The organism is Sorangium sp. So ce726 (assembly GCF_051521405.1).
Lineage (GTDB): Bacteria > Myxococcota_A > Polyangia > Polyangiales > Polyangiaceae > Sorangium.
Genome location: NZ_CP150349.1, coordinates 9,819,936 through 9,833,052, shown reverse-complemented (window position 1 = coordinate 9,833,052; position 13,117 = coordinate 9,819,936). Strand labels below are relative to the sequence as shown.

The window sequence follows — 13,117 nt, the reverse complement described above, 5'->3', positions numbered from 1 at the left end:
CAGGCTACGCCCCGTAGACCTGCTCCACGATCGACGCGATCAGCTCCACGGAGAGCGTCACGCCGCGCTGCTGGCGCCACGCGACATGCCCGTCCGGCCGGATCAGGAGCGCGCCGTCCTGCTCGATCTGCGAGAGCGCGTGCACGGCGGCCTGGTGACAGGCAGGGATGTCGGCCGAGCCGAGCCTGAACAGCCGGACGCCGTGGCGCGCCTCGACATCCTCCAGCGCTTCGAGGTCCGCGGGCAGCGCCTCGACGGCCGCGCCGAGCAGCAGGATCGAAGCGCCATAGTCGATCATGGAGCGGCTGCCGCGCTGTCTCCTGTTCCCGTCCAGCCAGAAATGGGGGAACCGCGCGCCCGGCCGCGTCGATGGGACGTACGAGGACACCCGGTCATCGACCTCCGGCGGCCTCGTGCCGTCGCCGAGGAGCGCGCCCTCTTCATACGTGTAGCCGAGGTCGAGCCCTATCCGATCGAAATGGGACCTCTGCTGCGCGATGGCCGCGAGGACACGCTCTCGCACCGAGGGATCGCGATGGTACCGAGAGAGGATGCTCTCGCCGTAGTGCTGGACCTGCCGCTCGGTCCAGGCGCGGAGCGGGGCCGGCAGCGCGCGCATCGTGGAGCTCGCCAGCTTCTCGCTGACCCACTGAGCTTCCTCGACCTCGATCCCGAAGGCCTCCGCGACCTCGCTCATCCTCTCGAAGTTGAGCCGGCTCTCGTCGCAGTTCGTCTCGATGACCGGGCGGCGCTCGGCCTCGTAGCTGTCGAGCAGGCCGGGCGCGGCCCGCCGCTCGATCACCATGGCGAGCTTCCAGGCCAGGTTGTGCGCGTCGCCGATGCCGGAGTTCATGCCGAGCCCGCCCGTGGGCGGGAAGCGATGGGCGGCGTCGCCGACCAGGAAGACGCGCCCGCTGCGGAAGCGCTCCGCCACCTGCGCCGTCATGCGCCAGTGGCTCATCGACGTGATCTGGAGTTCGACGTCGTCCCGCCCGAGCGCCGCCTTGATCTTCTTCTGCATCACCTCGGGCGTGTACTCCTCGATCTTCTCGTGCGGCGTCGCCACCGGGAGGTGAAAGACCCAGCGCTTCTCGACGTGGTGGGCGATGAACACGCTGCCCGGCGCCTTGGGGGAGAAGATGAAGTAGAGCTTGCCCCGGGTGCGGACCACGTGGCGCAGATCCGCCTGAAAGTAGGCGTTGACGACGTCGAGCAGCTTGTCCGGGCCCTTCATCTCGATCCCGAGGGCCTTGCGGCTCCGGCTCCCGGCGCCGTCGGAGCAGATGACGTACTGGCTCCGGACCGCGAAGGTCTCGCCTGTCGTCCTGTTCGTGATCCGGCTCGTGACGCCCTCCGCGTCCTGCTCGAAGGACTCCCACTGGTGGTGATGGAGCGCCTGGATCCGCGGCGAGGCCGAGACACGCTCGCGGAGGAGCTTCTCCAGCTCGACCTGCGAGATGTTGAGGTAGGGCATGGGCGCCTCGAGGTGCTCTCGGTACTTGCGCCCGACGCCGTTGGCTCGCAGATCGATGCAGCCGAACTCCTCGCCGATCGTGCCGCAGAACAGGATCTTGGCGGCGTCGTCCTCCGGCGACGCCTCCGCGGACAGCTCGCCATAACCGAGCCCCAGCTCGTGGAGGATCTCGATCGAGCGCGCCGAGAGCTCGTGGGCCTTGGGGTGACTCTCCAGGCCCGGCCGGCGCTCGATGAGAATACACTCGATGCCGCGCCTGGCGAGGCACAGCGCGCTCACCATCCCCGAGGGGCCAGCGCCGATGATGAGGACAGGAGCAGAGACGGTGCGATGGCTCATGTGGCAGCCCCTTTCTTGTGGCACAGGGAGACGCCAGCGAAGAGCAGCGCTGCGGACGTGCCCAGGTGCAGCATGTTCGGCGGGAGGAAGCCGAGGAGGACGCGACCATCGGCGTCGAACTCGGCGCCGGCGGCGCTCTTGAAGACGGTGGCCAGGATGAATCCGCCCATGTGGAGGGCACCCAGGAAGGCCCCCGCCCGGACACGCTCCACAGTGCGCGGCGTGGCCGTCCAGAAGAGGTAGATGGAAGCGAGCGCGCCGAGGGCCCCGGCGCTGATCTGCCAGAGCAGGTGGAACCTCGCGTGTCCGGGCCAGTCAGGGTTCTGGAGGTGATGCGGATCGAGGATATCGATCAGCCCGGTCAACAGGCCATAAGCGACGGCCGACAGGATGCAGAGGGCCTTGCCCACGGCCCACGTCGTGGAGGATGGCGCGCGTTCGGAGCTCATGGCAGAGGGATAAAGCACGGGAATCACGTGCACAATGACCATGAGTGGCCATGCGGTGGCCGGAAATGGCCACACCCGTGGGAGGCGGGAGGCTCAGGTCATCGCCCGCTGTGCGGGCTCGGCGTAGCCAGCGCGAGCCGGGCCAGGCCGGCTCGTCTGGCCTTCATGACCCTCAGAAGCCCACCACGGCGTCGTAGGCGGGCTTGGGGTTGTGGTTGCCGTCGAAGAGCAGGGGGAAGTCCTTGCGCCCCGAGCTGAACTCGGACAGCCAGGTGTTGTCGTCCGCGATGCCCCAGAAGGTGACGCCCGTGATCACGGACTTGTACTTCCGGAACAGCTCGAAGAACTCGCGGTAGCGCGCGGCCTGCTTGGCCTTCAGCGCGTCCGTGAAGGTCGCGGCCGTATAGAACGTGCTCTGGTTGTACGTCACGCCGGGGATGTAGAGCGAGATGTCGAGCTCCGTGACCTGCACATCCAGGCCGAGCGATGAATAAAGCTTGATCGCCTCCTCCATGTTGGCGACGTTCTGGTAATACGCCTGGTTCGTGGTCACCGTGGAGGGCTCGATGTTGAGGTGGGCTTGCAGCCCGACGCCGTGGACCGGCACTCCCTGGTCGAGCAGGCCCTTGAGCATTTTGTAGATGCCCTGCTGCTTGGCGGGGATGTAGTTGTAGAAGTCGTTGTAGAACAGCTTGGCGTCTGGATCGGCTTCATGCGCGGCCTTGAAGGCCTCCGCGATGTAGCTCTCGCCGAGGATCTCGTACCAGCGGCTCTTCTGGCCATCGGCCAGGTTGCCCGTGCGGTACGAGCCATCCTCCATCATGGCCTCGTTCACGACGTCCCACGCGTAGACCTTGCCCCGGAAGTGACGCACCACGTTGCTGATGTGGTTCTTCATGCGTGTCAGCAAGGTCTGCTTCGACACGGTGCCGCCAGAGCCGTTCGAGAACAGCCATGCCGGGTTCTGGCTGTGCCAGACGAGGGCGTGCCCGCGGACCTTCATCTTGTTCGTGACCGCGAAGTTCACGATGCGATCCGCCGCGTCGTAGCTGAAGCTGTTCTCGTTCCTCTGCAGCGACTCGAACTTCATCTCGTTCTCGGCGGTGACGCTGTTGAAGTGTGTCTTCAGCAGCGCGCCGTGTGTCATGTACGACTGCGAATCCACCGCTGCCCCGATCGGGAAGAGGCTCGCGTACTTCTCCGCGAGGTTCTTGGGGGGGCCTTCATCAGGCGTGCCGCCCGTGCCCGTGTCCGCGCCGCCTGTCCCCGCGCCGCCCGTGCCTGCGGAGGTAGCGCTGTCCGTGCCGCCGCCTCCACCCTCGTTCGTCTCACCCCCACCGGCCGACGTGCTGCCGCTGCCTCCGGCGTTGCTGCCGCCCGCGCCACCCCCGGCGCTCGCCGATGTTCCGCCCGTTTGAGCCGTGCTCGCGCTGCTGCTGGTGGTGGTGGTGTCGCCCGTGGTCGCGTCATCGTCCGGAGCCGACGTGGACGAGGTGCAGGACCAGAGCAGGCAGCTGAGCAACCCAATCGAAATCAAATTCTTGCGCATCGGTGCGATCCCTCGGACACGCACCATACCCGATAAGTGCCGGCGATAGCGAGTCAGGCGTTCCAGCACAAGTGGTTAGGTAAGACTACTTACAAAGTGTCTCGATGCAGGCGTTCTTTCGTCCTTCTGCACGCGGGTGGACCCGGACGGGATCCAGCTTTCTTGTGAATGTGCGGCCGCGCTGGCGGCGCGGGCGGCGAGGACCGCGATGGAGTCGCGCCGGCATGCGCGCCCGCGGGGAGCCCTCTCTGGAGCAAGCGCGTCGGCGGCGCTCACGCGCAGGTCGCCGCCGACGTCGCCATCGATCCGGACGGCGGCATGAGCGTGACCGGTCACTTCGCGGCGACTCATCGGCTATCGACAGGCCTCCTCCACTCTACAGCTGCAGGGCGCGCTCCGCCCTCGGAAGGCCTCCGCCTCCTCGGCCACTTGCGTGGAGCGCCGGGGCCTGTTACTCGTCGGCGACATGGCGTACTGGATGTTCGTGGTCACCAAGAGCGCCGTCTGCGCCACGCGCCACTCCATCGAGGTACCGCTCTACTCCGACTTCGAGGCAGACTACGATATCGTCAGCGGCGTCGAGGCGGACTGGCAGGAAATCGAGCTCCGCTTCGCGCCGGATGACGCCGATCCCAGCGACCCCCCCGCGAAGCCCTTCGCGACCATGTACCGCGAGTCGGATCCTGCGGCAGTCGCCGAAGAGATCGCGAGCATGATCGACCTTCTCGAGGGCGTCGAACCCCGGTCAGGCGCGGAATGGGTCGCCGAGCACCTGCGGGACGTTCGCGCCATTTACAGCTTCACTCCTCACTACACCCATGACGAAGCGAGGGATGACGAAGCGATGGAAGCCCTGCGGGCGGTGATGACGTGCATTCAGCGCGAGACCACCGGGCTCATCTATGCGGACGGCGAAGGCTGGTCGAACCAGGACGGTTATCAGATCACGTGGGAGTTCAGCGAGAGCAGGGCTCACGAAGGAGACTGGTGGGTCGCGGTGCTCGGGGACGACGGCGAGTGGCAGACCTTCTGCATCGAGCTCTCCGATCCCGACGATCAGCGCACCTTTCGAGAGGGGCGAGCGCCAGAGGAGGATGAGGAGCCCGACTCCGAGGACGATGGCGGCCCTGATTCCGAAGGCTGAAGCGATCAACGTCCTCTGGCCTTCGCCCGCGCGGCCGGCGCCTTCACGGCCCCGCTGGCCTTCGCCCGCGCGGCCGGCGCCTTCACGGCCCCGCTGGCCTTCGCCCGCGCGGCCGGCGCCTTCACGGCCCCGCTGGCCTTCGCCCGCGCGGCCGGCGCCTTCGCGGCTCCTGACTTCCCGAAGCGCACCTCGAACGTGCCGGCGTCCTCCTCCATGAATCGAAGGAGCGCCTCCCCTTCCTCGGCGAGCTGCTCGCGTGCCGCCTTGCCAAGCACCTCGAACGGCTCGAGCACGAGCGCGGCCGTGGCCTTCTTCCGTTCGATCGTCCATGTGCCGGCCACGAAGCCATCCACGAGGAACGTCGGCAGGATGCGCAGGTTGGCGGACATGACGATCCGCGGGCGGTGCTCGTCCGCGATGACCCGCGTGCGGTCGTCGTGCGCGAGCAGGAGGTTGTCGTAATCGGGTAAAAACCGGGCCGGCGCGGCGGTGTCCGCGGGCGGCCGCGGCGCGTCGGGCAGGTCGAAGAGCTCCCGGCCTCGCTCGTCGCGGAACACGCAGAGCTGCTCTCGCAAGGCGTGGAGCACCTCCTTGACGCGGGTCAGGCCGGACCACGTTTGCACATCGGTCGCTGTCGCCGGGCCGAACGACGCGAGGTAACGGAGCACGAGCGCCTGCGGGGCGCCGCCGTCGCGGAGCGGCTTGCCGAGCCAGGACGCCGCCGGGGCGAAGTCCGCCGTTCCCGGGTATCCCCACGGGGTCTCGCCGGGCACCTGGACGATCGGCAGGTGCATCCGAACCGCGAGGGCCATGGCCCGCACGTCGCCGTCGGCGTAGCGCTCGGCCAGGTGATCGCGCAGCTCGTCCATGGTCCGCGGCTCCGCGTCGAAGTACGCGCGCGCCTCGGCGACCAGCCGAGCGACGTCGAGGGCGTCCGCGCGCTCGCGGAGGACCGACCGCATCCCGGCGTGGAGCACCGGCGCGATGACCGGGTGCAGATCCAGGTAGTCCCTTGCGCTCACGAGGTGCAGCGTGCCGCGCAGGAACGGCGCCCGGACGACCTCGCGGCGCACGACGAGCTGGACGAGCTGCTCGCGCCGGAACGCCGCGAGCCGCGACCAGAGCCCGATGAAAGGTGGCCGCGCCAGCTGGGCCTGGAGGGCGATCAGCCGCTCGATCCCGTGGACGGCCGAGGCCTGCTCCCGCGAGAGCAACATCTGTCGCGCGAGCGTGGCCCGGTTGAGGTCTCTTCGTGTCAGCGTCGGGGCGGTCATGCAGCCCGCGAGCTTACGCGAAACGGGGCTCATCCTCTATGGGCCGCCTGCTGCTCCTGGCCAGGGCAGCAGGCGGCGAGCCTCACGTGTGGATTCAAGGGGCGAGGACGAACGAGAACAGAGCCTCCTCGTCGCAATCGGGTCAGAACCGATAAAGCACGTTGTCCTTGTCGCCAGAGACATAGATCGTCCCTGACGGGCCCACGGCGACGCTGCTCAACGCATAGGTCGGCACCGTCCCCGTGACCGCCTCGAGCCCCACCTTGAGGTGCTTTTTCACGACCCAGGTGTCCCCCGTCGCCGGGTCCACGCGCAGCAGGCGGCGCTTCCCGACCTCCACGACGAGCAGGGTGCCGTCCAGATCGACCGCCATCCCCTCCGGCTGATCCAGGCCGTCGGCCACCACGATAGGCGGAGAGAGCGTCACGCCCCCCGCCGCCACATGGAGGATCTGGCCCGTGGCCCAGTCGGCGGCCCAGAGGTCGCCTCCCGACACCGCGAGGCCCGAGGGCACGGTCATCGGCGCGAGCGTCACGGGGCCGCCAGCCGTCTGGCGGACGATGCGCGCCGCGCCCGGCCCCGCGCCGAGCTCGGCCACCACGAGAGCTCCCTGGAACCGGACCGCGTTGAGCGGTGAGACGAAGTTATTGTACGTCTCGAGGACCGTCGCCGTCGCCGGGTCGTACGTTTGAACCACGCTGCTGAACCACGCGGTCAAGATCAAGTTCGAGCCGTCCGCCGACACCGTGGCAGGCGCGTGAAACTCCGACTGGCCGAGGAACGACCGCTCGACGCCCAGCGGAGCGCCCGTGTCCCCATCGAACTTCCGCAGCGACGACAGATCGGCCACATAGACCGACTCGGCACATCCTTCGGTCGTCACGGCCACGCCGCCGGGCATGATCATGCCGCCCGGCATGATCGTGTGCACATGGCCGTTCGGCCTGATCCGGACGATGAAGCCGTCGCTGGCGCTCGACACGTAGAGATTGCCCTGCGGGTCGAAGGCGAGGTTGTCGAGCCCCGGCGTGAGCTCCGCGATGACCTCCTTCTCGCCCGTCTCGATGTCGATCCGCACCACCTCGCCGTTCTGATCGACCACGTGGAGCCGGCCGAACGCGTCGAACTTGGCCGCCGCGGGGATGAAGAAGCCGTCCGCGACCGTCTGGAGGTCGCACTCCACCTCCGGATCGACCGCGCCGGTGCAGGAGTCCACATCGATGCTGATCACCCTGCCTTGCGTCCAGATCGGCCCGTACAACCTGCCGTCAGGCCCCCAGTCCATGCCGTTCAGGAAGCCGAGGTTGCTCGCGATGTGGCGCGGCGGAGCCGACAGCTCCGGATCGACCTCGTAGAGCCCATCACCGAAGAAGTCGAGCGCCACGAAGAGCCGCCCCGTATCGGAGAACGTGATGGGGTTGACCCCCGGCGCGACGAACTGCTGGGTGATCTCGCCCGACGGCGCGTGCCGCACGACATTGCCAGGGATGAGCGAGGTCCAGTAGAGCGAGCCATCCGGGCCAAACGTGAGGTCGTCCGGGCCATCGATGCCGTCCGACGCGTCGAGCCGATCCACGATGGTGCCGCTCTTGCGGTTCACGATGGCGATCTCATTGCCAAGGAAGCTCGCGACGTACAGCCGACCATCCGGCCCCACATTCATCCCATTGGTGCCGTGCATCGGCGACCCCTCGGCGAGGATCGGCCGCTTCGCATGCGCCGGCGGCGAGGCTCCCAGAAGCACCGTTCCAGCCAGCACGAACGCAAAAAGCCTGTGCATAAGCTCTCCTTTCAGCGCCGCGCCTGGACCGCACACCCAAGGATCACGATGACGTCAGGCGTGAAACCAGCGCGACGGCGCGAACCTCCGCGGACTTTTGAGTGACGCGGGATTGTTTTTATGCAAACATAGTCAAGGGCCTTATCCAAGCATAAAATTCGTGCAGTGGATGCGGGCGCGTCGGCGTCGTTCGCGTCGTCGGCATCGTCAGCATCGTCAGTTCCTGGGTGGCCATCCCGCGCGGCGCGCGCCGCGTGACACCCGAGCCGGCGTGGTGGTATGCGTCGGAGTCGATGGCTGCCAGCATCTGCCTGCCGGCGTACAACGAAGTCCGCACCATCGAGGCGACCCTCACCGAGCTGTCGCGGCTCGGCCCCGAGGTGGACGAGATCCTCGTCTGTCTCAACGGGTGCACGGACGGCACCGAGCGCGTCGTCGAGGCGTTCCGGGGGCGGGAGCCGCGGCTCGCCGTCATCGAGAGCGAGCTCGGAAAGAACAACGCATGGAACGCCCTGGTGGCCCGGGCGCGCAACCGTCGCCTCGTGTTCACGGACGCGGACGTGCGCCCGGACGGGGACTCCATCTCGGCCCTGCTGCGCGCCCTGGAGCGCTCTCCGCGCGCCGCCGTCGCCGCGGCCTTCGAGCAGCCGCGCGGGGCGCCGCCCCCGCCGCTCGGCACCGTCCTCGGCCTGCTGACGACCAGCCTCGGTCAGGACTACATCTCCGGTCGCCTCTATGCCATCGATCGCGATCGGCTGGGCGCGGTGATGGCCGATCGTGGGCTCCTGCCTGCCGGGACGCTCCCTCGGCTGCCCGTCGACCTCGTGACCGAGGACTCGTGGCTCACGGCGCTCGTCGCCGGCGAGGCGCTGGTCGTGGTCCCCGAGGCGCCCATCCACTTCGAGGTGGACAGCATGGCCGACGTGGTCCGCGCGCTGGCGCGCAACGCCGCCGCGAGAGAGCAGCTGCGCTCGAGCTACCCGGAGCTCTACCGGCGCGACGGCGCCCGCCTGCTCTCGGCGCAGACGGCGGCGAAGATCCTCCTGGACCGGCTGAGATCGGCGCCGGGGCCTGGCGCTGTCACGCGCGGGCTCGGGGGAATGGCCCTCAGGGCCGCGATCCACCGCGTGCTCGGAGAGCGGATCCGGGCGCAGCGCGACCGCATCCTGGCAGACGTCAGCGCCGGCCGCGGCGGGCGCGTCATGGCCACCTCCGGCCGCCTCCCGTCGAAGGGCGGCTGAGCGCCCGTCCCGACAGGGCGCTTCCACTCATCGCCGGCTGACAATCCCCTCAATTGGGGCCGGAAATTGAACAGGGAGGCGGGGAGACGGGGAGATTGATGGGAATTTACTCCCCGTCTCCCCGCCTCCCTGTGAACTTTCCCCCGGAAAATTCGAGGGGATGCGCCAAAGTCGCCGGACGTCAGACGCGCGGGCGGAACCAGTCGATCGTGCGATCGAGGCCCGAGTCGAGATCCACCACAGGACGCCAGCCAAGCAGCTCGGTGGCCCGGGAGATGTCGGGCCTGCGCCGCTGGGGATCGTCGATGAGGGCATCGCTCATCGTCAGCTTCGCGCGCCCGCCGGTCTTGCGGATGATGAGCTCGGCGAGGTCCTGCATCCTCGTCTCGGCCGGATTCCCGAGGTTGACCGGCCCGGTCAGGTCCTTGGCGTTCATCACGCGAACCAGCCCCTCGATGAGGTCGCTGACGAAGCAGAACGAGCGCGTGCGGTGGCCTCCGCCGTACAGCTCCAGCGCCTCGCCGCGCAGCGCCTTCACGACGAAGTTGGCGATGACCCGGCCGTCGTTCCGGTCCATGTTCGGGCCATAGGTATTGAAAATGCGCACGATGACGGTATCGACGTTGCGGGTCTGGCGGTACTCCCAGAAGTACGTCTCCGCGACCCGCTTGCTCTCGTCGTAGCAGGCCCTCGGCCCGATGGGGTTGACGTTCCCCCAGTAGTCCTCGTGCTGAGGGTGGACGAGCGCGTCGCCATAGATCTCGGAGGTGGAGGCCTGCAGGACCCGGGCCCCCAGCTCCTGCGCCAGGCGGAGGACGTTGATCGCGCCGAACACGTTCGTGTTGAGCGTGTGCACCGGATCAGCCCGGTACTTCACGGGCGACGCCGCGCAGGCCATGTTGTAGATCTGGTCGACCTCGAAGCGGAGCGGCTCGCTCACGTCGCAGCGGTGCAGCTCGAACCGCGGGTTCTTCAGCAGCGGCCCGAGGTTCTCGTCACGCCCCGTCACCATGCTGTCGACGCAGATCACGGTGTGCCCGTCGGCCAGAAGCCGCGCGCAGAGGTGCGATCCGAGGAAACCAGCCCCACCCGTGACCAGGATTCGCTTGCTCGCACTCATCGGAAAAATACCTCCTTGACGCGCTGTTCAGTAAAGCTCTGGGCCGTGGCGCCGTGATTGGTCGAAAACCCCTTACCATAGGAAATAGTAATTACAAAGACCGATGACATCTGGGGGCGAGTTCCTTATCATGCACGGCGTGCACCGCTCACCTCGCTACCTGGGCTCGCTCGTTCGCGCAAAGCCCGCCCGCGAAGCGCGTCCCATCTGGGTGGGCGAGCCGATGCTGCACAAATCCATTGACCGCATTGTCGAGCGGGCGGTGAGCCGAGGGATCTCGGTGGAAAGGGTCCCCAGCGGATTCCGCGTCAAGGAGCGCGTCGAAGAGCTCGCCAAACGGAGCTCGATCGTCGTGAGCGTCGACGGTCCGGAGCCGATTGACGATCTGAACCGCGGTCAGGGGACCTTCGCCGTGGCCATGTGAGAGAGGGCTGAGGCGAGACGGCAGGGCGGGGGAACCGCCGCGACGCCGGACCGGAGACCACCAGGAGGTTTTTTTTTGACCTGTGCAACGACGTCCTTCGCTCAAGGTGCAACCGCGCCGCCTCCTCCGCTGGATCCCGGCGCTCCCGTCGTCGTCGAGGGCCTCGACGCGGTGGGGGAGGTGCTGCGGCGGGCGCGCGGGCGGGCGCAGGCCGTCGCGATCGCCTCGCGGGACCTCGAGTGGCTCGCGGCGCGCCTCGACCTGTCCGAGCGGACGGCGGAGGGGCTCCCGGTGGTCCGGTTCGGCTCCGGCGAGCGGGGCGGCCTCGACGCCGCGGCCACCCGGGCCGTCGAGAAGCTCGTGGCCCTGTCGGTGCTGCTCGGGGGCGCGCCGCTGTGGCTGACGATCGCGCTGCTGATCCACCTCGAGTCCCCGGGCGGGCCGTTCCACGTCGCCCCGCGCGCAGGGCTGCGCGGGAAGCCGTTCCGGTTCTTCAAGTACCGGACGATGCGGGCGCAGCGCCGGGACGGCGAGGACAGGGGCGACGCCGCGCGGCTCTCGGTCATCCGCGGCGAGATCCCCGGCTTCGTGCGCGACGATGGGGTCGTCATCCCCAAGGACCCCAGGGATCCGCGCATCACGCGGCTGGGCGGCGTCCTGCGCTGGCTGTGCCTCGACGAGATCCCCCAGCTCCTCCACGTCCTCACCGGCGACATGGCCCTGGTGGGGCCGAGGCCCTATCCGATGGCGGAGTTCGACGCGCTCAAGCCGTGGCACCGCCTCCGGACCGAGGGCCGGCCCGGGATCACCGGCCTGTGGCAGGTCGTGGCGCGCAACCAGGTGACCTTCGACCAGAGCGTCATCCTCGACATCTACTACCTGACCAACGCCAGCTTCTGGGGCGACCTGAAGATCATGGCGATCACGCCGCTGCGCATGCTCTTCGGCGTGGGGAGCTACTGACGTCGTGCGCCGGGTGATCGACGACGCCGAGAAAGGCCGGCTCCTCGGCCGCTCAGGAGGCCCCGAGGTGGTCCCTGGCGCGGAAGAGGACGATCACCTCGCCGGCCACCAGGCCGAGCGTGACCACGAGCTTCACCGCGGCCGCGCCGGCGGCGCCGTGCGCGGGCACAGCCCACAGGTCCCCGGCCGTGATGAGGAGCACGGTGGCCGTCCAGAGGGCCGCGTACGGGCGCTGCTGGCCCGCGGCGAACAGCATCGGGCCGATGGCGCACTCCGGCAGCATCCACACGAGCGCCGTGGTCAGGAGCTGCAGCGGCAGCACGGCGCTCGCGTAGTCGGGGCCGAACACGAGCCGGACGAGCGGCCCGCCCATCCACCACACCACGGCGCTCATGAGCGCGCCCGCGGCCATGAGCCCGACGAAGGTGAGCGTGGCGAGGCGCCTGCGGGCGCTCGCGGAGCGGCTGGCGACGAAGGCGGGGAAGACCGCCGCGCGCACGACGCCCGGCAGCATCATGGCGCCGCCGATCATGCGCTGGACCGCGCTCATGTCGCCGACCGCGTGGGGGGTGCTCATCCAGCCCAGCATCAGGAGATCGAGCTGGAAGTAGAGGGGGCTGGCGAGCATCACCACAGCGAGCGGCCCCGCCTCACGGAGGAAGCCCTGCGGCAGCGTCGCGCCCTCGCTGGACCACTGCCGGCGCTCGAGGAGCTGGGCGGCGAGGGCCAGCGCCAGCGCGAGGGCGACCAGGTGGCCCGCGACGAGGCTCCACGCCAGGCCGAGCGCGCCGAGCCCCGAGAGCAGCGCGCCCGTCCCCAGCCCGAAGGACGTGATGGCCATGGTGACCGCCACCAGCATCTCGCGCTCCATCCGCTGGTGCCCGCGGAACACCTGGTTGAGCATCTCGACGAACGAGGCCATCAGCCACGCGGCCGCCAGCAGCCACACGAGCGTCCGGCGTGGCGAGGCCGCGCCCGCGAGGAGGCCGACCACGAGGCCGGCGGCGCTGGCGGCCAGCGTCACGGCGAGCTTGAGGCGCACGAGCGGGCCGATGGGAGCGCCAGGATCGCGGGCCACCTCCCGCGCGATGAACAGGTGCAGGCCGAGGTCGGCGAGCTCGCCGAGCAGGAAGCCCACGGCGAAGGCGTAGCTGTAGTCGCCGAAGCCCGCCGGCCCGAGGAGCCGCGCCGCGACGACGGCGAGGAGCATGCGGACGCCGCGCGAGACGAGATCGCTCGCGGTCTTCAGCGCCATGCTGCCCGAGACGCTTCGCCTCGCCGGAGGCGGGGCGTCCTCGCGGAGCGCGGACGACGTCATGGATGGAGGAGATCCCTCACCGGAGGTCGCCGCGCGCGCATG

At 68.9% G+C, this 13,117-nt stretch carries 11 protein-coding genes; 4 read left to right on the top strand and 7 right to left on the bottom strand.

Going from position 1 to position 13,117, the window contains the following annotated elements:
* Window positions 1-4 precede the first annotated feature (4 nt).
* The 3 genes from WME79_RS36585 to WME79_RS36575 form a co-directional block, all read right to left on the bottom strand.
* Window positions 5-1,813, bottom strand: coding sequence for an FAD-dependent monooxygenase (locus WME79_RS36585; RefSeq protein ID WP_437524639.1), 1,809 nt, complete (start codon window positions 1,811-1,813; stop codon window positions 5-7).
* The gene (locus tag WME79_RS36580) at window positions 1,810-2,262 is read right to left on the bottom strand and encodes a hypothetical protein (protein ID WP_437524638.1); all 453 of its coding nucleotides are present in this window, start codon (window positions 2,260-2,262) and stop codon (window positions 1,810-1,812) included. Before WME79_RS36580 ends, WME79_RS36585 begins: the two co-directional genes overlap by 4 nt.
* A gap of 172 nt (window positions 2,263-2,434) precedes the next feature.
* Window positions 2,435-3,811 (bottom strand): endo-1,4-beta-xylanase, encoded by a 1,377-nt coding sequence (locus tag WME79_RS36575; protein WP_437524635.1) that lies wholly within the window; start codon window positions 3,809-3,811, stop codon window positions 2,435-2,437.
* Between the two features lie 478 nt (window positions 3,812-4,289).
* On the opposite strand from WME79_RS36575, the gene WME79_RS36570 reads away from it, so the two are divergent.
* Window positions 4,290-4,955, top strand: coding sequence for a hypothetical protein (locus tag WME79_RS36570; protein WP_437524633.1), 666 nt, complete (start codon window positions 4,290-4,292; stop codon window positions 4,953-4,955).
* Between the two features lie 5 nt (window positions 4,956-4,960).
* On the opposite strand, the gene WME79_RS36565 is transcribed toward WME79_RS36570, so the two are convergent.
* The gene (locus WME79_RS36565; protein WP_437524630.1) at window positions 4,961-6,229 is read right to left on the bottom strand and encodes a winged helix DNA-binding domain-containing protein; all 1,269 of its coding nucleotides are present in this window, start codon (window positions 6,227-6,229) and stop codon (window positions 4,961-4,963) included.
* Between the two features lie 142 nt (window positions 6,230-6,371).
* Window positions 6,372-8,009: a hypothetical protein gene (locus WME79_RS36560; RefSeq protein ID WP_437524627.1), complete on the bottom strand. Its 1,638-nt coding sequence runs from the start codon at window positions 8,007-8,009 to the stop codon at window positions 6,372-6,374.
* Between the two features lie 293 nt (window positions 8,010-8,302).
* On the opposite strand from WME79_RS36560, the gene WME79_RS36555 reads away from it, so the two are divergent.
* On the top strand, window positions 8,303-9,250 hold the full coding sequence (locus WME79_RS36555) for a glycosyltransferase family 2 protein (protein ID WP_437524624.1): 948 nt from the start codon (window positions 8,303-8,305) through the stop codon (window positions 9,248-9,250).
* A gap of 181 nt (window positions 9,251-9,431) precedes the next feature.
* Here WME79_RS36555 and WME79_RS36550 read toward each other — a convergent pair whose 3' ends face one another.
* Window positions 9,432-10,370, bottom strand: a complete 939-nt coding sequence (locus WME79_RS36550) for a UDP-glucuronic acid decarboxylase family protein (protein WP_437524621.1) — start codon at window positions 10,368-10,370, stop codon at window positions 9,432-9,434.
* 130 nt (window positions 10,371-10,500) lie between these two features.
* Between WME79_RS36550 and WME79_RS36545 the strand changes: the two genes are divergently transcribed.
* Window positions 10,501-10,794 carry a hypothetical protein gene (locus WME79_RS36545; protein ID WP_437524618.1) on the top strand — a complete coding sequence of 98 codons (294 nt, stop codon included), beginning with the start codon at window positions 10,501-10,503 and terminating at the stop codon, window positions 10,792-10,794.
* Window positions 10,795-10,869: 75 nt separating this feature from the next.
* Window positions 10,870-11,757 carry a sugar transferase gene (locus WME79_RS36540; protein WP_437524615.1) on the top strand — a complete coding sequence of 296 codons (888 nt, stop codon included), beginning with the start codon at window positions 10,870-10,872 and terminating at the stop codon, window positions 11,755-11,757.
* 52 nt (window positions 11,758-11,809) lie between these two features.
* Here WME79_RS36540 and WME79_RS36535 read toward each other — a convergent pair whose 3' ends face one another.
* Window positions 11,810-13,075: an oligosaccharide flippase family protein gene (locus tag WME79_RS36535; RefSeq protein WP_437524612.1), complete on the bottom strand. Its 1,266-nt coding sequence runs from the start codon at window positions 13,073-13,075 to the stop codon at window positions 11,810-11,812.
* Between the last annotated feature and the right edge of the window lie 42 nt (window positions 13,076-13,117).

Coding starts and splice junctions, on each gene's coding strand:
- WME79_RS36560 (WP_437524627.1), bottom strand. CDS start 8,009: ATGCACAGGCTTTTTGCGTTCGTGCTGGCTGGAACGGTGCTTCTGGGA.
- WME79_RS36580 (WP_437524638.1), bottom strand. CDS start 2,262: ATGAGCTCCGAACGCGCGCCATCCTCCACGACGTGGGCCGTGGGCAAG.
- WME79_RS36575 (WP_437524635.1), bottom strand. CDS start 3,811: ATGCGCAAGAATTTGATTTCGATTGGGTTGCTCAGCTGCCTGCTCTGG.
- WME79_RS36565 (WP_437524630.1), bottom strand. CDS start 6,229: ATGACCGCCCCGACGCTGACACGAAGAGACCTCAACCGGGCCACGCTC.
- WME79_RS36535 (WP_437524612.1), bottom strand. CDS start 13,075: ATGACGTCGTCCGCGCTCCGCGAGGACGCCCCGCCTCCGGCGAGGCGA.
- WME79_RS36550 (WP_437524621.1), bottom strand. CDS start 10,370: ATGAGTGCGAGCAAGCGAATCCTGGTCACGGGTGGGGCTGGTTTCCTC.
- WME79_RS36585 (WP_437524639.1), bottom strand. CDS start 1,813: ATGAGCCATCGCACCGTCTCTGCTCCTGTCCTCATCATCGGCGCTGGC.
- WME79_RS36570 (WP_437524633.1), top strand. CDS start 4,290: ATGTTCGTGGTCACCAAGAGCGCCGTCTGCGCCACGCGCCACTCCATC.
- WME79_RS36545 (WP_437524618.1), top strand. CDS start 10,501: ATGCACGGCGTGCACCGCTCACCTCGCTACCTGGGCTCGCTCGTTCGC.
- WME79_RS36555 (WP_437524624.1), top strand. CDS start 8,303: ATGGCTGCCAGCATCTGCCTGCCGGCGTACAACGAAGTCCGCACCATC.